Origin of the sequence: Paenibacillus marchantiae (assembly GCF_028771845.1) — a bacterium.
In the GTDB taxonomy this organism is placed as follows: Bacteria; Bacillota; Bacilli; order Paenibacillales; family Paenibacillaceae; genus Paenibacillus; species Paenibacillus marchantiae.
On the sequence record NZ_CP118270.1, the window covers coordinates 5,390,388 to 5,412,952 of the forward strand.

The 22,565-nt window shown below is 45.1% G+C and carries 23 protein-coding genes and 1 riboswitch; of the genes, 3 read left to right on the top strand and 20 right to left on the bottom strand.

Translation table 11 applies throughout. The features are described 5' to 3' along the window. Position 1: 1 nt before the first annotated feature. From PTQ21_RS24145 to pdhA, 3 genes are all read right to left on the bottom strand, one after another. A complete protein-coding gene (locus PTQ21_RS24145; RefSeq protein WP_063562830.1) occupies positions 2-1,315 on the bottom strand; it encodes a dihydrolipoamide acetyltransferase family protein in 1,314 nt (437 codons plus the stop codon). A 175-nt stretch (positions 1,316-1,490) separates the two neighbouring features. Further along, positions 1,491-2,468, bottom strand: coding sequence for an alpha-ketoacid dehydrogenase subunit beta (locus PTQ21_RS24150; protein WP_062325380.1), 978 nt, complete (start codon positions 2,466-2,468; stop codon positions 1,491-1,493). 105 nt (positions 2,469-2,573) lie between these two features. Next, entirely contained in the window at positions 2,574-3,641 is a 1,068-nt protein-coding gene (gene pdhA, locus PTQ21_RS24155) for a pyruvate dehydrogenase (acetyl-transferring) E1 component subunit alpha (protein ID WP_053780908.1), read from the bottom strand. A gap of 255 nt (positions 3,642-3,896) precedes the next feature. On the opposite strand from pdhA, the gene PTQ21_RS24160 reads away from it, so the two are divergent. After that, positions 3,897-4,631, top strand: coding sequence for an alpha/beta hydrolase (locus tag PTQ21_RS24160; protein ID WP_063562831.1), 735 nt, complete (start codon positions 3,897-3,899; stop codon positions 4,629-4,631). 158 nt (positions 4,632-4,789) lie between these two features. On the opposite strand, the gene PTQ21_RS24165 is transcribed toward PTQ21_RS24160, so the two are convergent. Both PTQ21_RS24165 and PTQ21_RS24170 read right to left on the bottom strand, forming a co-directional pair. Next, positions 4,790-5,260, bottom strand: coding sequence for a low molecular weight protein-tyrosine-phosphatase (locus tag PTQ21_RS24165; protein WP_063562832.1), 471 nt, complete (start codon positions 5,258-5,260; stop codon positions 4,790-4,792). Between the two features lies 1 nt (position 5,261). Beyond that, positions 5,262-5,930, bottom strand: a complete 669-nt coding sequence (locus PTQ21_RS24170; protein WP_063563197.1) for a trimeric intracellular cation channel family protein — start codon at positions 5,928-5,930, stop codon at positions 5,262-5,264. Positions 5,931-6,117: 187 nt separating this feature from the next. Here PTQ21_RS24170 and PTQ21_RS24175 point away from each other — a divergent pair, with 187 nt between their 5' ends. Both PTQ21_RS24175 and PTQ21_RS24180 read left to right on the top strand, forming a co-directional pair. Next, complete coding sequence (locus tag PTQ21_RS24175) at positions 6,118-6,759, top strand: thiamine diphosphokinase (RefSeq protein WP_063562833.1); 642 nt, start codon at positions 6,118-6,120, stop codon at positions 6,757-6,759. Between the two features lie 281 nt (positions 6,760-7,040). Next, a complete protein-coding gene (locus tag PTQ21_RS24180; RefSeq protein WP_053780904.1) occupies positions 7,041-7,541 on the top strand; it encodes a C40 family peptidase in 501 nt (166 codons plus the stop codon). Between the two features lie 135 nt (positions 7,542-7,676). Here PTQ21_RS24180 and PTQ21_RS24185 read toward each other — a convergent pair whose 3' ends face one another. The 15 genes from PTQ21_RS24185 to PTQ21_RS24255 all read right to left on the bottom strand — a co-directional run bounded on the left by PTQ21_RS24185 (position 7,677) and on the right by PTQ21_RS24255 (position 22,534). Beyond that, a complete protein-coding gene (locus PTQ21_RS24185) occupies positions 7,677-8,366 on the bottom strand; it encodes a winged helix-turn-helix domain-containing protein (protein ID WP_064637160.1) in 690 nt (229 codons plus the stop codon). Between the two features lie 173 nt (positions 8,367-8,539). Beyond that, positions 8,540-9,589 (bottom strand): MoeB/ThiF family adenylyltransferase, encoded by a 1,050-nt coding sequence (locus tag PTQ21_RS24190; RefSeq protein ID WP_274567427.1) that lies wholly within the window; start codon positions 9,587-9,589, stop codon positions 8,540-8,542. Then, complete coding sequence (locus tag PTQ21_RS24195) at positions 9,586-10,353, bottom strand: thiazole synthase (protein WP_072733286.1); 768 nt, start codon at positions 10,351-10,353, stop codon at positions 9,586-9,588. The genes PTQ21_RS24190 and PTQ21_RS24195 overlap by 4 nt, the downstream gene beginning before the upstream one ends. 3 nt (positions 10,354-10,356) lie before the next feature. Further along, positions 10,357-10,560, bottom strand: a complete 204-nt coding sequence (gene thiS / locus PTQ21_RS24200; protein ID WP_063562837.1) for a sulfur carrier protein ThiS — start codon at positions 10,558-10,560, stop codon at positions 10,357-10,359. Beyond that, on the bottom strand, positions 10,557-11,789 hold the full coding sequence (gene thiO / locus PTQ21_RS24205) for a glycine oxidase ThiO (RefSeq protein ID WP_274567428.1): 1,233 nt from the start codon (positions 11,787-11,789) through the stop codon (positions 10,557-10,559). The genes thiS and thiO overlap by 4 nt, the downstream gene beginning before the upstream one ends. Positions 11,790-11,794: 5 nt before the next feature. Next, complete coding sequence (locus tag PTQ21_RS24210) at positions 11,795-12,388, bottom strand: thiamine phosphate synthase (protein ID WP_274567430.1); 594 nt, start codon at positions 12,386-12,388, stop codon at positions 11,795-11,797. A gap of 315 nt (positions 12,389-12,703) precedes the next feature. Beyond that, positions 12,704-12,813, bottom strand: a riboswitch (TPP riboswitch). 133 nt (positions 12,814-12,946) lie between these two features. Continuing rightward, positions 12,947-14,497: an ABC-F family ATP-binding cassette domain-containing protein gene (locus tag PTQ21_RS24215; RefSeq protein ID WP_063562839.1), complete on the bottom strand. Its 1,551-nt coding sequence runs from the start codon at positions 14,495-14,497 to the stop codon at positions 12,947-12,949. Positions 14,498-14,629: 132 nt separating this feature from the next. After that, a complete protein-coding gene (locus PTQ21_RS24220; RefSeq protein WP_063562840.1) occupies positions 14,630-15,613 on the bottom strand; it encodes a hypothetical protein in 984 nt (327 codons plus the stop codon). Then, a complete protein-coding gene (locus PTQ21_RS24225; protein WP_064637150.1) occupies positions 15,600-16,151 on the bottom strand; it encodes a hypothetical protein in 552 nt (183 codons plus the stop codon). Before PTQ21_RS24225 ends, PTQ21_RS24220 begins: the two co-directional genes overlap by 14 nt. Further along, the gene (locus PTQ21_RS24230; protein WP_063562842.1) at positions 16,148-16,546 is read right to left on the bottom strand and encodes a hypothetical protein; all 399 of its coding nucleotides are present in this window, start codon (positions 16,544-16,546) and stop codon (positions 16,148-16,150) included. Before PTQ21_RS24230 ends, PTQ21_RS24225 begins: the two co-directional genes overlap by 4 nt. A gap of 16 nt (positions 16,547-16,562) precedes the next feature. Beyond that, positions 16,563-17,048 (bottom strand): hypothetical protein, encoded by a 486-nt coding sequence (locus PTQ21_RS24235; RefSeq protein WP_063562843.1) that lies wholly within the window; start codon positions 17,046-17,048, stop codon positions 16,563-16,565. A 55-nt stretch (positions 17,049-17,103) separates the two neighbouring features. Continuing rightward, positions 17,104-19,170, bottom strand: coding sequence for a hypothetical protein (locus PTQ21_RS24240; RefSeq protein ID WP_274567434.1), 2,067 nt, complete (start codon positions 19,168-19,170; stop codon positions 17,104-17,106). Next, entirely contained in the window at positions 19,160-20,986 is a 1,827-nt protein-coding gene (locus PTQ21_RS24245) for a P-loop NTPase family protein (protein WP_274567435.1), read from the bottom strand. Before PTQ21_RS24245 ends, PTQ21_RS24240 begins: the two co-directional genes overlap by 11 nt. A gap of 7 nt (positions 20,987-20,993) precedes the next feature. Next, positions 20,994-21,824: a CpaE/TadZ family protein gene (locus tag PTQ21_RS24250; protein WP_274567436.1), complete on the bottom strand. Its 831-nt coding sequence runs from the start codon at positions 21,822-21,824 to the stop codon at positions 20,994-20,996. Next, on the bottom strand, positions 21,821-22,534 hold the full coding sequence (locus PTQ21_RS24255) for a hypothetical protein (RefSeq protein ID WP_063562847.1): 714 nt from the start codon (positions 22,532-22,534) through the stop codon (positions 21,821-21,823). The genes PTQ21_RS24250 and PTQ21_RS24255 overlap by 4 nt, the downstream gene beginning before the upstream one ends. Positions 22,535-22,565: the final 31 nt, after the last annotated feature.

Below are 22,565 nucleotides of genomic sequence, written 5' to 3' on the forward strand. Positions count from 1 at the left end.
CTTACACCTCCATAACAAGCAGCTCAGGGTTAGCGAGCAGCTGTTTAATGTAGTTCATAAAGTTTTGTGCTGTTGCGCCATCGATGATACGGTGGTCAAAGCTCAGGGAAAGAGCCATTACAGGTGCTGCAACAACTTCGCCATTTTTAATAACGGCTTTTTCGCTGATGCGTCCAGTTCCGAGAATTGCAACTTCAGGGAAGTTGATGATCGGAGTGAAGAACATACCGCCAGCAGAACCGATGTTACTGATGGAGATTGTGCTTCCTCTCATTTCGTTCGCGCTCAATTTGCCATCGCGGCCACGAGCTGCCAGATCACGAATGGAATCAGCGATCATCCAGATGGATTTACGATCAGCATCTTTGATAACAGGAACGATCAAGCCGTTGTCTGTATCTGTAGCGATACCGATGTTGTAGTATTTTTTGTATACAATTTCATTAGCTTCTTCATCAATCATAGCGTTCAATGCTGGGAACTCACGGGAAGCAGCAACCAGAGCTTTAACGATGAATGGCAGATAAGTTACTTTTGTACCTTTTTTCTCAGCGATAGGTTTCATGCGAGTACGGAAAGCAACCAGTTCAGTTACGTCCACTTCGTCCATGATTGTAACGTGAGGAGCTGTGTAAGCCGATTTAACCATCGCATTGGAGATCGCTTTACGGATACCTTTGAATGGTACGCGCTCTTCTTCCACACGTTGATCAGCTGCAGCAGCTGCTGGTGCTGCAGATTTTTTCTCTTCTTGAGCCGGAGCTTCGGAAGATGCCGCTGCGGAAGAACCGCCACCGTTTTTGAAGGATTCAACATCTTCTTTGGTAACTTTACCGTTGTTGCCAGTACCGTTAACTTGAGCGATGTCTACGCCTTGTTCGCGAGCAAATTTACGCACGCTTGGTGTTGCCAGAACGTCTTTGGCAGGTACTGCCGGAACGCTGTTGTTTCCGCCTTCTTTAGCTGCATCCGAGCTGGAAGCTGCTGCGGAAGAACCGCTTGTGTCAGCTCCACCTTGAGCTGCATCTTTTTCTTGTTCGCCTGCAGGAGCGTCGTCTTGCTCTGGAAGCTCACCTTCAGCGTCGATGATTGCAACAACTTCGCCAACGTGGCAAACTTGGCCATCTTTTGCGAATACTTCTGTTACTGTGCCGTTAACCGGACAAGGTACTTCAACGACCGCTTTGTCATTCTGTACTTCCATGATGATGTCGTCGTCAGTTACTTTGTCACCGACTTTGATGTGCATCTTGATGATTTCGCCTTCGTGAAGGCCTTCGCCCAGTTCAGGGAATTTGTATTCAAATTTAGCCAACTGAAAAACCTCCTTGATTATGTCTCAATCCTGAAAACAACCCTTAACTCCAAGAAACAACCGTTACTGCTAATGCAATAAACTGTTACTCAAGGGGCTAATGGCTGTTTACAGTGCAGCTTGCGCTGCGGTGTGGATCACCATACTGCGCCTTGCGGCATGTCAGATGATTAAATTAGAAATTTACGACTTTGTTAACCGCAGCAACGATACGTGCTGGGTTAGGAAGCCATGTATCTTCAATCTGTGCAAATGGATATACAGTATCCGGACCAGCTACACGCAGAACCGGAGCTTCCAAGTGCAGGATTGCTTTTTCATTGATTTGTGCAATGACTTCAGCTGCAACCCCTGCGCTCTTTTGAGCTTCCTGTACAACAATTGCACGGTTTGTTTTCTTAATGGAAGCAACGATAGTATCGATGTCGATCGGGCTAACCGTACGAAGGTCGATAACTTCAACTTTGATTCCTTGTTTTTCGAGCTCTTCTGCTGCTTTCACAGAAGTGTGAACCATCATACCGTAAGTAATGATAGTTACATCAGAACCTTCACGAACAACGTTCGCTTTGCCCAGCTCAACTGTGTAATCTTCTTCAGGTACTTCTGCACGGAATGCATGGTACAAGTTCAAGTGCTCCATGAAGAATACAGGGTCGTTGTCGCGAATAGAAGCGATCATAAGACCTTTTGCATCGTAAGGGTTAGAAGGTACTACCACTTTAATACCCGGAGTTTGCGTAAGCAAACCTTCAAGGGAATCTGTGTGCAATTCTGCCGCTTTTACACCGCCACCGAATGGTGTACGGAATACGATTGGAGAATTATATTTACCGCCGGAGCGGAAACGCATACGAGCTGCTTGAACTACCATTTGGTCAAGGGCTTCGAAGATAAAACCAACGAATTGGATCTCGGCAACCGGACGGAAACCTTGAACACCCAAACCAACAGCCAGACCGCCAATAGCGGACTCAGCGAGTGGAGTATCAAATACACGCTCTTCGCCAAACTCTTTTTGCAGACCTTCCGTTACACGGAAAACGCCGCCTACATTACCTACGTCTTCACCGAAAAGCAGAACGTTAGGATCACGTTTCAACTCAACGCGAAGCGCATCACGGATTGCTTCTTTCATGTTCATTTGTGCCATTTGCTTCATTTCCTCCTTAAACATTGACAGTTCACATTTGAATTCATACATGTATACCGGGACACCGGAACCCGTCCCGGATGTTTATGCTTTATCGGAAAAAACTTATTGGAAATCAGCTTTTTGCTCTTCCAAGTGCTTAGGCGTTTGTTCGAACATGCTGTCGATCAAGCCTGAAATCGTCATTTTCTCGGTTTTTTCCGCTTTTTTGATCTCTTCGTTCACTTTTGCTTTTGCTTCTTCTTTCACACGTGCTGTATCTTCTTCAGTCCACAGACCTTTTTTCTCCAGATATTTAGCAAAACGTGCGATTGGATCTTTAGCATTCCATTCAGCCTCTTCTTCTTTTGTACGATACTTGGAAGCATCGTCAGAAAGGGAGTGAGGACGGAAACGGTAAGTTACTGCTTCGATCAGAGTTGCGCCTTCGCCGTTACGACCACGTTCAGCAGCTTCCTGAACCGCTTTGATAACTGCGAAGATGTCCATACCATCAATTTTAACACCTTTGATACCTGCTGCTACCGCTTTGTGAGCGATGGACAGAGCTGCCGTTTGTTTAGCAAAAGGAGTTGTGATGGCATAACCATTGTTTTGTACGAAGAAAATAACAGGCAATTTGTAAACACCAGCGTAGTTCAGACCTTCATAGAAGTCACCTTCTGAAGAACCACCATCACCTGTGTACGTAATTACAACTTGTTTTTGTTTCTTCAATTTGTAACCCATAGCAATACCCATTGCGTGCAGGATTTGTGCACCAATGATGATTTGCGGCATCAATACATTAACGCCATCCGGAATTTGTCCACCATGTTGGTGTCCACGGGAGTACAGGAACGCTTGATAAAGAGGAAGTCCATGCCACACGAGTTGCGGAATGTCACGATAGCCAGGACATACAAAGTCTTCTTTTTCAATTGCAAATTCACTACCAACCATTGTAGCTTCTTGACCAGATACTGGAGCATAGAAACCAAGACGACCTTGACGGCCCAGGTTTACTGCACGGTCATCCCAAGTACGGGTAAATACCATGCGATACATAATTTCTTTTAATTGATCGTCGGAAAGCTTAGGCATCATGTCTTTGTTAACGATTTCGCCGTCAGGAGACAGCACGGACAGAGCTTCTACATCCTCCGTATATACTTCATAAGGAACCTTGCTCATTTTTTTCTTCACCTCAACAAAAAATTTGAATATCAAGTTCCGCTGTTATAATATTATTATACACCTGTTTCACTGCATACGTCAAAGATATCCGTAATTTTTTTATGTTTCCTTCCGGATTGTATGTATAACAGGGGCTTAATATTGGTATAACAGCATAATACATGTTTGCGTATTTGACCTATCCCCGCACAAGGTTAATCTTACCGTATTGCGCGGTCGAATGCAAAAATTAACCGAGAAAGGTGACGTTTTATGACGGATTCCCGCTATTTGAAACGCACGATTGTAAAGGAAGAGATTGAGAGCCGCTATCTCGGAGAGAAGCGCACATTACGAATTTATCTTCCCCCAGGCTATAACGAATTGTTATCTTACCCTGTCGTATATTGTCAGGACGGTGAAGAATTTTTCAACTTTGGACGTATCGCCACCACTGCCAACCGCATCATTCTCGACGAGGGAGCCGAACCTTTCATTATAGTAGGAGTTCAGGTTGACGTGTCTGTAAGAACTCAGGAATACGCCCCTTTCGGCGATCGGTTCAAGGCGTATACCTCATGCTTCGCTGAAGAGATTATTCCCTATGTAGAAGAGAAATATCCTGTGCGCCGCTCTCCGCAGGAACGTGTTCTTGCCGGAGACTCACTGGGTGGCAGCGTTTCACTTCATCTTGCTCTACTCTATCCAGACCTGTTTACACGTGTCATCAGCATGTCTGGGGCTTACTACTCCGCTTCCCAGGAGATCTACGCTGCAGCTGAAGACTTGTCCTGGTTATCGATCTGGATGATTGTTGGTTTGCAGGAGACTGCCTTTGAAGCCGATACCGGCACATATGATTTTGTTCAATTAAACCGGGATACCCGTGATTTGCTGGAAAAACGAGGTGCGCTTGTCTCCTATCAGGAGAAAGACGGGCATCACCAATGGGGATTCTGGCAGAACGAGCTGCCGGAAGCATTGCTTTACTTTCTTCAAGAAAATTAATTCGATTATTGAACAGGCGGCTGAAATGCCGCTTATGTTTTACATTCACATGGTACCGCTTACATGAACGTTCAAAAAAGAAGCAGGCTCACCTGCTTGTCCGTTCCAGCTTCTTCTCTTGTATCACACAAGTCATTCCTAGAGAACATCACCAATTGTTATATCAAAGAATGTTCCTTTTCAATCCGATCCATCAACACGTCGCAGCCTGCATCAACCAGCCTGTATACTTCTTCAAAATTCCCCGTATAATACGGGTCGGGTACTTCACGGAGCGTCTCGTTCGGCAGCAGATCCATCATCTTGATAATTTCCGCATCCTCACCACCTGTTACACTTCTTACGTTAGCTGCGTTGGAATCATCCATGCATATAATGTAATCAAAATGTGTGAAGTCCGCACTCGCAAATTGTCTTGCCGCCATGTTGGCATAAGAAATTTGATATGAATCCAGCAATGATCGTGTCCCCTCATGCGGAGGTTTTCCAACATGCCAGTCTCCTGTACCTGCTGAGTCCACTGAAATCTGCTGATCAAGTCCTCTTTCACTCACTTTATGACGGAGGACAGCCTCAGCCATTGGTGAGCGGCATATGTTGCCTAAACATACAAACAAAACGTTAATCATGTTATTCCCCCTTACTCAAGGTGCGGTTAAGTGGCGCTGGTGCTGTCTGAGGTTTCACACTCTCCGTTTGTACCAGAGAACGACGAGGCAGCTTCCATTTATAATGAACAGAACACATTCGGAAGAACACAACTGCGGCGAAACATATTAACAGCCCAACGTTGGTTGTGAACCATCCCATACCTATGGCAAAACCAGCTGTTATTGCCCACACGGCATAAATTTCATCACGCAGTACCAATGGCTTCCTGCCAGCCAGCAGATCACGAATGATTCCTCCGCCTATACCGGTCATCACTGCGGCTACAATAACCGCACTAATGGGATGTCCCATATTGGCTGCGTATAACGCCCCTTGAATCGCAAATGCTGCAAGTCCAATCGCATCGAACAGCGCTTCTGTCCGCTTCCAGTGACCAATCCACTTAAGAGGTAGTACGAAAGCAATCGCTACAGATATAAGGGCGAGCATAATCAGCATTCCCTGGCTCCACAGCATCGTTACGGGTACACCAATGAGAACATTACGAATGACTCCGCCTCCAAATGCGGTCACGAGTCCCAGTACCAGCACACCTAAAATATCATATTCCTCTTCCATTGCCACGAAAGCTCCGGACATTGCAAATGCAATGGTACCTATAATGCTGAATACTTCAAAAATGTGCAAGTCCAACCTGTTCAAACCTCACTTTTCAAGTCATCTCCATGTTGCTCTACCCATTGTATCCGCGCATGCCGAAATTGTGCAACCACATTTTGTGGATTATACTGGTTTTGTGAATGATTTTTGCATCATTCTAACACCTTAATTAGAAGTGAATTGTTTCTTTATTGATTAGGAAGGATGAAATAGAATGACTAAGAAACGAATTGTTATTTTTACGGGGGGAAACCTCTCTCCTCAATTTCTAAAAGAAATCGGTAAGGATGACATCATTATCGCAGCTGATCGTGGGGCGTTGTTCTTAATAGAACATGGGATTCAACCACATATCGCAGTAGGTGATTTTGATTCCATTACCGAACAGGAACGGGAGAAGGTACGAGATAACAGCGAACGGATAATCACCTGTGATCCTGTGCATAAGGATTTGACCGATACCGAGATGGCATTTGAAACAGCATTGGATCTTGAGCCTACTGACATTCTTATGTTGGGCGCAACGGGCACACGCATGGATCATACACTGGCTAACGTACATATTATGGTCCGCGCTATGCAGCATCATATTTCCTGTACTCTGCAGGATGAACACAATTATATGATGCTAACGACCTCCGAAGCTTTTGTGGAAGACCGCGGATATGAGTACATCTCCCTGCTCCCACTTACTAATGAAGTAACAGGTATCACACTGGAAGGTTTCATGTACCCGCTAGATCAAGCTACTATACGCATGGGACAATCTTTGGGGATTAGCAACAAACTGCTCGGAAAGTCTGGCACCGTCTCTATTGATAGTGGGTTATTACTCATTATTCAGAGCAAAGATTAACCTTCCGCCTATACTTATTACGTTTTTGTAACCTATGATTTAGATTAAAAATAAGAGCATAAAACAACAAAGACCCTTGAATATCAAGGGTCTTTTCTATTTTTGTAACATTCGAGCTTCGTCAATGATTAATTTTTTGACATTTTTAATGGTATTTTAATAAACAAACCCAAACCGTTGCGGCCCTAGGGAGAATCAGGTTCCATCCAATTTCTAGGCTGTTACAAAGCTGTTATACTCGCTCTAGCAACTAAACGAAAACGAATTTTGGAGGTACTCACATGAAAACAAACATCTTTGTCCAAAAGGCCGTAACCGTCGGGTTGTGCGCTACACTAGGTTTTGGAGCTGTATTAATGACTAATGCACCTGTCGCACAGGCAGCAAGCGCTTCTGTATCCACAGGACAACAAATCGTGAATTATGGTAAAACCTTTACAGGAACTCCATATAAATTTGGTGCGTCAACTTCTACAACTAAAAATTTTGACTGCTCTTCTTTTATGAAATACATCTTCAAAAAGTATGGTGTAGACCTGCCACGTACATCCGTTAAGCAATCCCAAGAAGGTGTAGCTGTTTCCAAAGCTAATCTGCAAGTGGGAGATCTCGTCTTCTTCTCCAGCGGTAGTCGCTCTACAGGCTCCAATATTACTCACGTAGGCGTATATGCAGGCGACGGAAAAGTTCTGCACACGTACGGATCACCAGGTGTAACTCTCTCCGACTTGAACTCGGGGAACTGGAAAAAAACATATATTAAAGCTCGCCGCGTACTGTAGCTCATATTTTAAAGATAACGAAGCGCGTGGGGCCGGATCTGATGATCCGGTCCTTTTATATTTACCCAATGAAGTTCTCTCTCCAAACAGGAGTTATGTGGAAAACAGACACTGAGTTCTTTGAGACGACCTCTTTTATTGGGTATGAAGCATATAACCGATGCCACGAACGGTATGAATTAATTTGACACTCCTCCCCTTATCCACCTTCACTCGTAAATGTTTGATATATACATCCACCACATTGGTATCCATTGCAAAATCATACCCCCATACTTCCCTTAAAATAACGCTCCGGGGACACGCCTCATTCACATGACGAGCCAAAAATTCCAGCAATTCGTATTCTTTTGGAGTTAATACCAGATATTCGCCTGCACGACTTACACGACGTGAACGCAGATTGACCTTGAGGTCATGTACAACAATGACTTCTTCATCTTCCTGTGAAGCATGCGAGAACACACGTAAAAGATTCCGTATTCTGGCCATCATCACATTACCGTGAATAGGTGCTTCCATCACATCATTAGCGCCGTAATCGAGTAATTCCACAATCAATTCAGGCGATATCTTGGGAGTTATCACAAGTAATGGGGAGGTGACACCTACGTGCACAAAAGACTCTAGTCCATTTTTCAGGGTATCTTCATGACATCCTTCATTCATTAATATGATCATATTAAGATTCGTGAGTGTTAGTTCAGAAATACGGTTCAGATCTGTCCATTCCATTTGCTCGACTTGGTACCCTTCTGCACACAGTATGCCTTGAATAAAAGAAACCAGATCGCCCCTGCCAACCAGTAATATGGATGTTTTCATTTTTTCACCCGGCCTGTCTTGTACGCTGCTACATTTGTTGGTTTAAACTACACTTGGTCTCCACATCCTTGTGACCACTGTGCATCGCAGCATTGTTGTATGTTTATCATGCCGTAAAATGAAAAAGTCCATTCCCGGAAGGAACGGACGCGGAACATTCATTTGATTTTTCTCTAACCAAAGTACCGGTGAACCAGCGTACGCGCCTCTGCCGTGTCTTTTGTTCCATGAACAAGGACACGACCATCCTGAAAAATGACCATCCTGTGCGCTCCCGTTGTAAAAGAAACCAAAAATGGATTAACCTCCACTTTGCCTTCATCCAACTTGCCGAGACGATCAGCCGTATGTTGTAAATCCAGATTCATTCGCCGTGAAGGGCGAATCTGTACCGTATCCCTACCACATAATACGTCTGTTTTTTCCAGGTTTGAGGCAGAGAGGTACGGATAGTTAGACTTTACACCGCAGGAAGGACAATCTTCTTTTCGGGCACCGTCGACGTTAATGGATATGTATTCATTTCTCCACACATCGAATGATAACAACTTGCGTCTCAGTGCACCTGAATTACCACTGAGAAGCTTCATTGCTTCGGCAGTCTGATTAGCGGTAACCATCTGCACCGCCTGAGGGATAATGCCTGATGTATCACAGGTATCCCCACCTAACGGAACCTCTCCCAACAAACAGTTTAAACAAGGCGTTTCTCCAGGCAGAAACGTGTAGGTAATACCATAACTGCCCACACATCCTCCGTAAATCCACGGAATACGATACTTCTGAGACATATCATTTATTAATAGCCGGGTATCAAAATTATCTGTTGCATCCATGATCAAGTCTGCGTTCTGAACCAGTTCTTCCAGTTCATCTACTCTGACGTCCATCACTTTGCCTACAACCTCAACGTTAGAATTAATGTCAGATAGGCGCTTCTTCGCTGCCATCGCTTTGGGCATTCGCTGAATGGCGTCTTGCTCAATATATAATTGCTGTCGCTGTAGGTTGCTCCACTCCACATAGTCACGATCTGCAATAGTAATATGGCCAATTCCTGAACGTACCAATGTTTCCGCAATACCCGTACCAAGCGCGCCCGCTCCAACAATTAATACTTTGCTGTTATTCAATCTATGCTGACCTTCCTTACCGATAGGTGCATACCGTTCCTGTCTGGAATAGCGGTCTCCCTGTTCAGAAGATCGTGTCTGATTAGTCATGTATGAACCATTCCTTCCGCCGGACTACTCGCTGCTGCATAGCGCTTAACGGGAATCATGCCTGCCTCATAAGCCAGTCTGCCTGCTTCAACCCCCATTCGCATTGCCTTCGCCATCTTCACCGGATCTCCGGACCCGGAGACAGCCGTATTCAACAATACACCGTCAGCTCCCAGCTCCATCGCATGAGCAGCATCTTTAGGTGCTCGAAGTCCTGCATCCACAATAACAGGAACGACGGCTTGTTCAATAATAATCTCCAGATTATAGGGATTAATAATTCCTCTCCCCGCCCCTATCGGTGAAGCCCCAGGCATAACAGCATGTACGCCGAGTAGTTGCAATCGCTTGGCCAGAATAACATCGTCTGAGATATAAGGCAGTACTGTAAAGCCCTTTTCAAGCAAGATCTCGCAAGCTTTATAGGTTTCAATTGGGTCAGGAAGTAATGTGATTCCGTCGCCGATAACTTCTACTTTTATCATATCACAAAGTCCTGAAGCCCGAGCTAGTTCAGCGATTCGCACAGCTTCCTCTGCTGTTGCAGCACCCGCTGTATTCGGAAGTAGGGTATACCTTTTCAAGTCCAGTGTGTCCAGAAAGTGCTGTTTGTTCCGATCTTCCAGATTCAAACGCCGAACCGCGAACGTTAATACTTCCGTACCGGAGGCTTCAACCGCCTGGCTCTGCACTTCCAAGTCCGAAAATTTGCCTGTACCCAGCAGCAATCTAGACTCAAACGTATAATTTCCAATCCTCAACATAATTCAACCGCCTCCCACAAAATGTACAATTTCAATTCGGTCTCCGTCTCTTAACGCCGTCGTTTCATGATATTCCCGCGTTAAAATTTGCCGATTCAATTCAACCACGACGGTTTTTACTTGCAAATTAAATGAATGGAGCAATTTATCTACACGATTTAAGCTATCTTCAATTTGCATGGTTTGTCCGTTGACAATGATGTTCACTGCAACATCTCCTTTATGTTCAAACGTTCTGGACAAAGGTCCTGAATCCCCAGTTCTTCCGAGGTTTTGCCACAAATCAAGTCAGCCATAAGGCTGGCTGTAATTGCACTAAGCAATATGCCGTTACGATAATGTCCAAAAGCAGCGAATAAACCCGGTACACTATCACAAGCCCCCACATAGGGCAATCCATCCGGAGTCGAAGGACGGACACCAGCCCACGCTCGGATAAAATGTGCTTCCTTCATGCCAGGTACCCAGTTTGTTGCAGCTGCAAGCAGCTTCTGAATGCCTTGTACCGAAACTTTCATGTCTGTTCTTCCAGGAAGGCTTGTTGCACCGATCCATACTTCTCCATTGGCTTTGGGAACAATATATATATCCTCTGCATACACCGTTTTGTCTGGCCTGTACCCGGCATGGTGGGGAGAAAACTGCACGGCTGCAATCTCCCCCTTTACTGGTAAAACAGGCGATTTCAGACCTACATGTCTCATCAATTCTTCACCATGTAACCCTGTAGCAATAATGACATTTCTCGATGTCATCGTTCCTATTGAAGTCTCGATTCCTTGCACACCGTTTACATTCGTATGCAAACGGACATCCTGTACCCCTTCCATCACCCTTGCACCCATGGCTTGAGCCGATCTGACATAAGCCTGCGTTAAGTTGACAGGAAGAACCTCGCTCTCGGAAGGTCTGTAAAATGCTCCATACGTATCCCTGTTTAACCATGAAGCTTCCTGTTGGACAGCAATACGATCCCACCAAATATGTTCTGTAGATAAGGTAGACGATCTACGATCATTCTTGTAACTGCTGACCTCACTGTATGAACGAAAAGGAGTAATAAATCCATGCTGTTGCAGCCCCATTTCCACTCCGCTAAGCGAACTGATCCGTTCCTTCTGCTCATGAAGCAAAGCTCTGCTCTGCCTTACAAGCTTTGCCATTACAGCATGAGTGAATTCCTCACTATCAGCAGCAAGCATGCCTGCGGCTGCACAGGAAGTTCCCCCAGCGATCCGCGCCCGCTCAACCAGAAGAACGTCATGGCCTCGAGTAGCGAGTTCACATGCGATGGCACATCCGATAACTCCTCCACCTACAATAATGGTTTCTGCATGAAGCTTGCCTCCAACTTCCGCTCCAACTTTACTTTCCGAAACGATTCCTGGATGATAGCCTGAACGATTCCTGCTTCGACTTCTTGCTTCCTCTCTCAAGATCTTCATCTCCTTGGTTCGGCGTACTTGTCTGAATCCGTGATCGCCTGTCGCAATGAAGCGGCAGCTACTTCCGGCTTATCGGTCGTCCAAATCGTTGAAATTACAGCGGCTCCTCTAGCACCAGCAGTTCGAATGGCAGCAATATTCTCAGGACTAATCCCGCCAATCGCGATCACGGGAATCGAAACATTAGAGCATACCTCAGCTAACGCACTTAGCCCTCTGGGTTCGCAATTCGGTTTACTATTTGAAGCATAGACATGCCCATAAAAGAGATAATCCGCTCCCTGTTCTTCTGCAACTTTTGCTTCTTCCAGAGAATGAACCGATATGCCTACGCGCAGCCGATCGACTCTCCTCAACTCATCCTTATCATAGCTGCGAGTAACTGCTTGACCCCAATGCACACCACCAATTGAAGCATATTGATCCAGCTGATCTGAGCCATTCATAATGATTCGGACAGATGGAACACCTTGTGTTTTTAGACCTTGCGCCCAATACATCTGTTCTTCAAGGGTCAGCTTTTTTTCCCGAATGTGGATATAATCGACCCACCGCCATATACCCTTAGCAATATTCAGAAAAGAGTCCAAGTCTCCTGTACCTGGTGAAACCACATGCAGTTCGAATGATCTTGTTATTACATGTTCGTGGAAGATTACCGTCCTATTCGCCCTCCTCTTGCATGATTTAAGCTGATATACAACAACAAAAAAGCCACTCCCGTAGGGGAGTGGCCACGAATTTAAAATTCATGGATCAACTGAATGACTGTCGCATGCAATTACTCTATACATAACGCACAACAACTATAGAAACCATCCATAGTCGCAACGCTGTATACATAGAACTGCATGATTCATCTTGCAGGCCATATCGCAAAGTCAACGATAAAGCTCTTTGTCATTAGCTGAAACGCGCCACTTCCCTACGCTGGTATGATCCAGATCAGGTACAAAGGGTCCGGAATCGCATTCTTCCATCTCAGCCGCATCGTGCGGCCCCCCTAGTGTTCATATGAAGCTGTAGCCTATGTTACCATAGACACCTTTTTTTGTCACCGTACATTTCCATGAATTACGTTGTTCACCATTGCTGAAGTCATGTAGTTAACGAAGTTGCTGTTTCTGGTGCGAAGAATTTCGTAGAAACTATTGTTTGTCGGACCAAGCTTCAACATCCCACGTTTTGGTTACCCAACCTTCATAAAATTCAGGTTCATGGGATACGAGCAGCACGGTACCCTTGAATTCCTGCAGGGCACGTTTCAGCTCTGCTTTTGCGGTTACATCCAAATGGTTTGTGGGCTCATCGAACAAAATCCAGTTACTTTCACGCATCAGAAGCTTACATAAACGAACCTTGGCTTGTTCACCACCACTAAGCGCGTTAAGCGGGCGGGTGATATGCTCATTTTTTAATCCACAACGTGCGAGATGGCCCCGGACTTCATTCTGTGTCAGATGAGAAAACTCATTCCACACATCTTCGATCGGGGTAATATTACCTGCACGTACTTCCTGTTCGAAATAGGCTGTTTCCAGATAGTCCCCCAAGAAAGTCTTACCGCTAATTGGTGGGATTTTCCCCAAGATCGTCTTGAGCAGTGTGGATTTACCTACACCGTTACATCCAACAATGGCAATTTTCTCGCCACGCTCAATCGTCATCGTCATTTTAGGCAATAATGCATATGAATATCCGATTTCAAAATCAATACCCTCAAAGACGGTTTTACTACTCGCCCGGGCATCCTTGAATTTGAATGTGGGTTTGGCTGCTTCGTCTGGACGATCAATCCGTTCAATCTTGCCGAGCTGCTTCTCACGGCTCTTGGCACGACCTGAAGTGGAAGCGCGGGCTTTGTTCCGCTGAATGAAATCTTCCTGCTTCTTGATAAACTCCTGCTGTTTCTCATAAGCATCAATATGTTGCGCCTTATTCATGTCGGCCATTTCAAGGAATTTGTTATAGTTCGCTGCATAACGCGTCAACTTGGCAAATTCCAGATGATAAATAACGTTAACGACCTCATTCATAAACTCTGTATCATGCGAAATCAGAATAAACGCATACGGGTAATCCTTCAGGTAACGCGTCAGCCATTCGATGTGTTCCACATCGAGATAGTTCGTCGGCTCATCCAACAGAAGTGCAGTTGGTTTCTCCAGTAAGAGCTTGGCAAGCAATACCTTCGTACGTTGACCACCACTAAGCGCGGCCACGTCACGATCTAGGCCGATGGCGGACAAGCCCAGTCCATTTGCCATCTCTTCCACTTTCACATCAATCAGATAAAAATCACCTTGCTCCAGTTGCTCTTGAATGTCACCCATTTCTTCCAGCAACAATTCGAGCTTGTCCGGATCGGCGTCTGCCATCTGATCCGTAATAGACATCATTTCTTTTTCCAACTCAAGCAAGGGCAGGAACGCATCCTTAAGCACATCACGAATCGTTTTTCCAGGCGTGAGCTTGGTATGCTGATCCAGATATCCATAACGAACTTTGGGGGTCCATTCGACCTTCCCTTCGTCCTTTAACAATTTCCCGGTAAGAATGTTCATCAGTGTGGACTTACCCACACCATTTGCACCAACAAGACCTACACGCTCTCCGGCAAGTAAACGAAAAGATACATTTTTAAATAACGTGCGGTCTCCAAAATTGTGACTCACGTTCTCTACTGACAATAAACTCATAAGATGAGGTTGCTCCTATCTATTGGACATTACTATCGTTCCGAAACCCTATTTTAGCACAGGTGTCGCCTTTTCTGAAAGTAATGTAAACATCTCATGCAACCTCGCTTTTATATTACAAACAAACTGCCTTTAATTTATGGAACAGTTATACTCAAAATAACCTTGTGCTGCCGCTTGTTTGGCATTTGTAAACACTTCTTCGGCTCTGTAACCATTGCTACATGTGGAAGGGTAATAGTATTTAATTCCACTTACAGGATCAACTCCGCCAACGATCGCTGTTTTCTTCACCAGTCTGCCACCACCAATGGCATAATTGTTAATCTTTTGGTTACCTACAGGTATTCCCTGAATAAACGCCATCAGCCCCGTATCATTAATCGAATTGTACCAGTCTTCCTGAGAAATCAAAGGCATGGTAAAGGTGTAGGAAACACCATTCCTTCTTGCAAACTCATTATGCCGGTTAATAACATCTGCCAAATCTTCCTGCACACTTGTCACGATCCGGCCTCGTCTGACCTGCTCAAACGTCTCGGCATTCTGAAGCAGAGGGATTTGTGTGCTGGAGGCCAGTTCTTTCTGGAAACCCTCAACCCACATGCCCAAGCCTGCATCATAGGCATACACATACCCATCGAGTGTGAAGTTAATACTGCTACCATTTGAATCAGAATATGTATAGGGCTTTTTAGGACTCCAAACTTGCCGGAATGAATCTTCAAGATCACCAGTCATCTCAGTTTCGTTCGCCAAAATATAATAACCATCATAATCCAGCACGACCATTGCAGGAATGTAATTAAACATGGCCCGTATAGCAGCAGGATCATCCTGAATCCCCATATTTAGCGCCAGTGTTTGGGTAAAGGTAGTCAAGGCAAGCTCTTTGTCCGCTTTTACAAATTTGGTCGAATCATACCCTGCTTCATCGTTTTGCTTCTCATTTTGATGCATCACAGCCCCTGCATCCAGTACGGCAGTCTGAAGTGCCATCTTATATCGATTGCTTAAATATTGTGCCTCTTGGGCATTGTCTGTATTGTGAGAAATAACCCAGAATATAGGTAAAAAGATAAGCACAAACACAATAGAAAGATCAGTAATCTTCATTGAGCACCATACCCCCATATGTGGTAAACACGGCTGCAGCCTGTGCAGACCCGTTCAACCACTCACGAATCAACATGGCAGGTGTGCGATTGGTATTTTTGACGGTTACAGTGAAGAAATCCCCCATTGCCAGTGTATATCTGCGCCCAGGATCGTCTAAAGCTAGCACACCGGACGAAGGAAACAGCTTTGCTTTAATTTGGGCTGAATAATAGCCATCTTGTACAGTTTCATAGGTGCCAGAAAATGTGCTCTGATCCATCGGATCTGAGTAATGAGGAACATATTTTTTGTGCAAATGCTCCATGGAAATCTCATAGGCATTCCCCGTTCGGGCCATCTGTTCTTCGAATTCTGTATACATGACAGGGGAAATGTATCCCTTTGTTCTGACTGCATCAACAAAACGGGTAACCGTCTGAACAACGGTCATGCGTGCCATGTCATCCTGTCGATCTGCAGTCTCTGCTGCCGGATATACATAAAGCAAAATCACTGCCAGCAAAACAGCAAGCAGCTTGGATGCAGCGTTAATCAAGGTGTACTGGCCTCCTTCCAAAATGCAATCTTCAGCAGTTCGCCAGCCTCACTTCTTATGAACTCAGGTCTATACGAAGCAGCAAGCTGGACAGGAATGGTTCCTCTTCTGTTTACAAGGGGATCAATGACATATGCAATCCCGTCCACCTCCACGCTGACCGTTGTCCCTGTCATTTGCCTCACAGTGTGTAACACTTCCGCACCACTATAACGGATTGGCTCACTTATACGCAGAGTGGTATTCAGCCGTCCTTCCATGTCTGCTGTCGTCTGCACCAAGTGATTCAAAGCGTCTGAAAGAACCCGAACATTCTGCTGCCCGTACAGGCAGGCTGTCACAAATAGGACAACCGCCGTACAGAACAACATGAGCTGCTGTGTATTCTGGGACATGTTAAACCAACTCCTGTCAGGATTGCTGGAAAATAAGCCCTCTTACCACATTGGATCTGTCTTTTACGATAATTGCTTTGAATTTACCACTTGGATTGACATATTGGTTGTCTTTTTCACTCATAGTTTGATTAATAATACCTACTTTATCATCTGGAGAAATCACTGAACCGTAATCTGCGTTATTGAGATCCTGGGATATGTTCAACTGATTGCCATACCATTGACCCCCCTTGTTTTTACCTGTAATAACTTGAATACCGAACTGATCCTTGTCCGCATATTTACGCAACGCGTTTGTGACTTGTGATCCGCTAATGGTTGTTCCGTCATACACGGTAAATGCAGCTTGGGACAACTCGGTCTGGATATCGGCAAAATTGTTCTGTGCCGTTTTGGTTGCCTCCTGAGCCGAAATAAACAATAGAACCACAATCGTAATAAGGGCGATGGTCAGAAAGATGCCTGCTGCCACCTTTAAAGCACTTGATGCATTGTTCATGATAAATCCTCCTATATCGTTTTTAATTTATTTCAGACTGTGACGTACATGGTCGTTACAGTTTCTGAATCTGTTCATAATAAATGTTCATTTGAAGGAAACTCATGCCTACCAGCGGAATGACCAGATAGAGGAAGATCAGGGCATACATCGGTGTAAACCCGATCATTCTTCCCCATGATGCTTTAACATCAATCATCTTGGTGTATTCCTGCTTCCGTTGTTCAAAATAAAAAGCCATCATACTATCCAGATCATCAAATGCCTCTCGAATCGAAATTTTCCCAAGTGCAAGTTGCAGTTTTTCAACCAAACGCTGAAATTCAGGCAGACCTGCATCTTCTTTCAATTGTTCAAGTGCATGCTCCTGCCCATGTTCAAAGTGCAACAGACATTTTTGCAGTGGTCTTTTGAAAATAACAGCAAAGCGATTGAGCCATTCCAGTATTTCCTCTACAGACATACGGTCCATCTCTCGCAAGATTGAGATAACCGTCTGAAACTGATAGATTTCATGCCTCATGTCCATGCTTCTCATCTTGCGCTGGAACATCATGAGCCAGATCGGCATGTGATAACCCGCTAAACCTATCATCATTGCAATAATTAACTCCCACCAGTGGAGATATTGCTTGTTGTAACCTTCCAGCTTCTGCAGGATGCGTGCGATAGTTTCAGTCTGTGCATCATGCTCCAGTGGAACGGGATTTACGGACTGCAATGCATTGGATATCTCATCAAAAGTTGCTCCTCGCTTCATTTCGATGCGCTCGAGTACAGCTTGATCCAAGCTTGTCTTCTCGGTAGCCTGCTTCAACTCCGCCTCTCCCATCGCGCCAAACATCCGGTCATCTCTCACAGGATCATGTAAAATATGATTTCGTTCAACCTGATGCAGCAGAAAGACACATCCAATGGTCAGGACAAAACAACTTACAAATAACATCAGCCTTCGTATCGCCAGCCATTCATATTTCAGTTCCGAGCTACTTTCCCGCATCAGTCTTACGGTTTGACTGTAATTGGTACTGCCAGGTTTGGCCACGAACAACATCGCGACTTTACGAATGAACGTCTGCCTGTATAGAAACTGATCGATTCTGGAGTGTTTGCGCCCTGTCCGATAGCGGGTTTCATCATATTGCTGAAGTCTTTGCAAAAGCAGGTAGGCAAGTATGATAATGACATAGATCGATATTTTGGTTACAAACCCGATTTTGCTGCGATAAAATTCATCCATAGTCGGAAAACTTCCTCTGGCCCAACGTTCGATTGGAGCTGTGAATAGAACGGGGGCCAGGGCGATGATATTCAACCCTTTTAACAGATAGTCCAATTTGTCCCGCCGCAAAATCTCCAGATGAATTTCCTGTGTCAGATTCCCCAAGCCTTTCAAGTAAATCGAACCCTGTGCTCTAACTTTATCCCCGAACTCCATCACCATATATGAAATACCGGCAAAACCCTTAAGAAAGCGATTTGGCGCAATCTCATAGTACCGTTCCAAAGCTTCGTTCGGATCCGGAGAAGTCAATGCTTCATAGATCAACAGCACTTGCTCGGCAGCCTCTCCTTTACCTGTTTCCGCTGCTTCATAAAGTGCCTCCTCTACCATTCCATGCTGATGATACCGATGTCTCACGTCGGCAAACAGGTCCAGCATCTGTACCAAAAGTCGCTTCTCCATACGATTCAGACACATATCCAGTACAAGGCTGTTTAGAACTACAGCGCAGAGTACCGACAATATAACAAAGGCGATACCCGGCTGCATAAGGAAAAGGATTACACTGATACTCCCGTATCCTCCGAAGATAATTAGAACCACGTTCATAGTCATTCGTCTTAATGCTGGTTCGTCGCCGACATGCCGGAATGAGATTCGTTTCTGTACTTGTAAAATATAAGCAGAGAATAGCGGCACTTTCATGCCCCACCGATAAGACTGTAACAGGACCGAACCCCACCGCAGCGTACGAGTTCCGTTTAGCGTAGCAATCCCGATAGATTTACTTGCATTGTCTCCTCCTCTGTGACGTAACAGGTTCAGTACAAGTAGCGTGATTATCAGGCCACCTGCACATATCCCCAACACCAACAAAAGAGCTATCTTAACGGTCATAGGTATCACCCCAATGTTGCTTGATGAACTGTTCGAACAGCGCAGCGTCCTGCAGTGTCATCTGATCCCGCATATCCGTAATGCTTCCTATGGAGATCGGAGCTGTGATGACGTAATTGCCATCCTTGTACTCGATCACATTGCGAAACGTAAATCCCGCCCGTTCCTCCACGCTATCCCCTTTATTCGCACGTGGCAGACACTCCGTAATTCGTTCGATATATCTTCGTCCCTCTGCGTCCTTTTTCATATGTACATCGAAATTAATGACACTTACTACTTGCTCCTCGGCAATATTTTCATGTTGGAACATACCTGTTTTGAGCAGTGAATTACGGAGGGAGAAAACCAAATCACGAAACGTTTTGGCATGATGGGTAAACAGGGTGAACAGACTGGCAACCTGGGACATCTGAATCATCCATGCGGCTACTTCGTCACTTGCGACCTCACCGAGAATATTTACAGTACCATCCGTCTTTTTCTGTAAGTCCAGTCCCTGTTGACCTGAAATGTGCTCCGTCTCCCGGAAGCTTAGAATGTTACGCCGACTGTATATACGCCGAAGCTGTAACTCGAAAGCCATCTCCTGTACACGCAGGGTATACGAAGCGTAAATATGCTTCACCATTGCCATAAGTAGTGTCGTTTTACCCGATCCCTGTGCTCCTGTTACAGCTGTGATTCGACTACCTTTCATCAAATATTGCAGCAAAGTGATTGGCAGATCTGCGTTGTTACCAGTAATCAACTGTTCCAGTGAAGCATTGGGAATATCAAATTTCCGGACAAAGAATGCCCATGATTCGGCAAAGGGAGGACGCACAACAACGACACGTGATCCATCCTTCATCTCGTTCACCTTGTATCCATTTGCTTCCGAAAGCTGTCCCGGATAGTTGTATTTATAAATATTTTGACATACCCTCTTCAGTTCACGGATATTGCCAAACGACAGGAAGGACAGATGAATGGACTTACCTTTATAGAAAATCCAGACACTTTCCATTCCAGTAAGTGGTTCTTCAAGGGGAGCATCTTCAAGTCCATCCGTGAGCAGATCATTCCACGAAGCTGGCTGCCGTAGCCCCATATCCTGAAGTGCATCCAACATGCCACTTACACCACCACTAACGCCGTCTATTCGTTGATCTCTTATTTCATCAACCACCGAGAAGCCTTTGTAATGCTGGTAGATGCGTTGAACGATGATATCCGTTTTTTCTCTGAAGCCAAGCTCTCTATACTCACACTCAAACACATATCGGATGTCCTCCTCGGAGATATAGTAACTTCCTCCGTCGTCTGCACCTTCACCCAGCCTCAATCTGCCAAGATCATAAGTGTCAATCATGCGTGACAAGGCATCGACACCAAATTGCTGCCGGTATAGATAAAACACGATTTCGAATTGATCCTGAACCGTCAGCAACTCAGCTTCTCCAAAATATATGACCTCATCGATATTTGACTTATTCAGTCCTATACTGCGGGTAAGCAGATCACCTATCAGGTTTTTGACATACGTTTTATCACTGATGCTTCCTGATACACAACCTTTAAGCGCCTTGCGCATCTCGGCACGCTGATTGATTCTTCGGCGATATTCTTCTTCGTGCAATCCTGCATCCGCAAGTTGACTATGACTAAGCTCATGAAGCGAGTTCTTTACTTTCTCTGTCAGCACTTCAATCGTGAAGGATTCGCGCTCAGGAGCACGGTTATTTTTTTCACGATGGGAAGCTCTGTATTTGAACCAAACATACGCAAGACATAACAGCAAAATTAAAATTAACCATAGGGTATTCCAGAGCATCAGATGTTCAGGCTCCCCTTTCCAGCCTTTTTAGTACGGTACGCATCCCTGCCCCATCCATAATAAGACGAGCGAGTTCAGCCATACTTGCGGCAAAGCTCCCTTTACGAATATCTTTATTGTTGCTCAGACCTTCCAATTGCAAGTACTCAGCCGCATCACGACGATTGAAGGCATCCAGAAATCCGGTGGTATAAGGCAACACTGATATCGAGCCTTTGTATCGAAAACGCCGACGAATATTGGTGATGGTTGCGCGTGAATGAGGATCATACTTATTCAGCACGATGTGCAGTTTCTGATCACTCATGCTCTCGGGTCTGATTTTTTCAAAAAAATACTCCAGATCCCTCATATTTTGATTCAGGTTCACCACAACATAGTCCGCTTGATCCAGCAGAACCTGGTCACAAGTGCCTGCGCGATCTGCATCGAGAAGAACCAGATCATAATATTCATTGGCTACGTGCAGCAGCCTTTTTAATGTCTCCATATGCTCTTCTGTTGAACGTTCCAATCGATTAATTCTGCCAGTCAACAAATCCAGACGGTCATTGAGGAGCGGCTTGGTATAATCCCTCAAATTATGCTTGTTCAGACTCCCGCTGATATGCAGCCGTTCCACAGCATCCCATCCCCCCTCCTCGAATGTAAATACGGATCCCGTGTCCTCTATTTCTTTAGGTGGAAGGGCAGCTTCTGTGCTGCTCCCGACTGGACCTGTATTTACAAGCAAAATTCTTGTCCTATATTGAAGGGCCATCGCATAGGCGCCGATCAACGCACTTGAGGTGCTGCCTGTTCCTGCAAAAGGACTCCAAAACGTAATGGTGCTCATGCCCTCATCCTTTCTGCTTCTTTAATGGCCCGGCGACTCTGGACATTTTCCCATCCGGTCAACTGCTCCACTAACCTGCATAACGATTTTTTATAGTTCCGTGATAACGGCCCCAGACGTATCCGACGATGATGCTCGTTTTCCAGTTTGACTGCTGCAGTCAGTTCATCCCAAGGCAACATCAGCGATTCTCCTATCCATACAAATGGACTACCTTCCAGATACGCCCACAAATATCGAGCTTCCAGTTTGCAATCAACGGCATTAATCAAAATGCGCTGAAATGGTAGTTCTGCTGGTAGGGACTGTTCTTCAAGCAACCGCTTGAGCCAGCCTTTGCCCCTTTCCAGATTGTAACGTTCATAATCACTGACCCAGACACGGATATCTGCCGTGAGCCATAGATCACGTGACGCAAAGTGTGATGTTTCCATGTCGTAAAGGACGTAATCATAACTCTCCAATTTCTCGCCACTCGCTTCAAGATGACTCTCAACCGCTGTTGAAGTTACGAACTGACATGCGATATCAAAACCTTCAAATTCTGTAATACGCAGAGATTGCTGACTTTCCCCAACGCCGTATCCATATTTCTGCTGTAATGTTCCATCAACAAGCAAGACACGTTTACCGGAGGACGCCAGTATTTTGCAAAGGTACAGCATCAGGTCATTCTTCTCGCATAACCCAGCAAAGATCCATGTTTGCATAGCTATCGAATCTCCTTTTAATTTCTTTTAA

What these genes read in the sequence shown, in the direction of transcription:
- PTQ21_RS24150 (WP_062325380.1), bottom strand. Translation starts at nt 2,468, where the DNA reads ATGGCACAAATGAACATGAAAGAAGCAATCCGTGATGCGCTTCGCGTT.
- pdhA (WP_053780908.1), bottom strand. Translation starts at nt 3,641, where the DNA reads ATGAGCAAGGTTCCTTATGAAGTATATACGGAGGATGTAGAAGCTCTG.
- PTQ21_RS24160 (WP_063562831.1), top strand. Translation starts at nt 3,897, where the DNA reads ATGACGGATTCCCGCTATTTGAAACGCACGATTGTAAAGGAAGAGATT.
- PTQ21_RS24165 (WP_063562832.1), bottom strand. Translation starts at nt 5,260, where the DNA reads ATGATTAACGTTTTGTTTGTATGTTTAGGCAACATATGCCGCTCACCA.
- PTQ21_RS24175 (WP_063562833.1), top strand. Translation starts at nt 6,118, where the DNA reads ATGACTAAGAAACGAATTGTTATTTTTACGGGGGGAAACCTCTCTCCT.
- PTQ21_RS24180 (WP_053780904.1), top strand. Translation starts at nt 7,041, where the DNA reads ATGAAAACAAACATCTTTGTCCAAAAGGCCGTAACCGTCGGGTTGTGC.
- PTQ21_RS24185 (WP_064637160.1), bottom strand. Translation starts at nt 8,366, where the DNA reads ATGAAAACATCCATATTACTGGTTGGCAGGGGCGATCTGGTTTCTTTT.
- PTQ21_RS24190 (WP_274567427.1), bottom strand. Translation starts at nt 9,589, where the DNA reads ATGACTAATCAGACACGATCTTCTGAACAGGGAGACCGCTATTCCAGA.
- PTQ21_RS24195 (WP_072733286.1), bottom strand. Translation starts at nt 10,353, where the DNA reads ATGTTGAGGATTGGAAATTATACGTTTGAGTCTAGATTGCTGCTGGGT.
- PTQ21_RS24215 (WP_063562839.1), bottom strand. Translation starts at nt 14,497, where the DNA reads ATGAGTTTATTGTCAGTAGAGAACGTGAGTCACAATTTTGGAGACCGC.
- PTQ21_RS24220 (WP_063562840.1), bottom strand. Translation starts at nt 15,613, where the DNA reads ATGAAGATTACTGATCTTTCTATTGTGTTTGTGCTTATCTTTTTACCT.
- PTQ21_RS24230 (WP_063562842.1), bottom strand. Translation starts at nt 16,546, where the DNA reads ATGTCCCAGAATACACAGCAGCTCATGTTGTTCTGTACGGCGGTTGTC.
- PTQ21_RS24235 (WP_063562843.1), bottom strand. Translation starts at nt 17,048, where the DNA reads ATGAACAATGCATCAAGTGCTTTAAAGGTGGCAGCAGGCATCTTTCTG.
- PTQ21_RS24240 (WP_274567434.1), bottom strand. Translation starts at nt 19,170, where the DNA reads ATGACCGTTAAGATAGCTCTTTTGTTGGTGTTGGGGATATGTGCAGGT.
- PTQ21_RS24245 (WP_274567435.1), bottom strand. Translation starts at nt 20,986, where the DNA reads ATGCTCTGGAATACCCTATGGTTAATTTTAATTTTGCTGTTATGTCTT.
- PTQ21_RS24250 (WP_274567436.1), bottom strand. Translation starts at nt 21,824, where the DNA reads ATGAGCACCATTACGTTTTGGAGTCCTTTTGCAGGAACAGGCAGCACC.
- PTQ21_RS24255 (WP_063562847.1), bottom strand. Translation starts at nt 22,534, where the DNA reads ATGCAAACATGGATCTTTGCTGGGTTATGCGAGAAGAATGACCTGATG.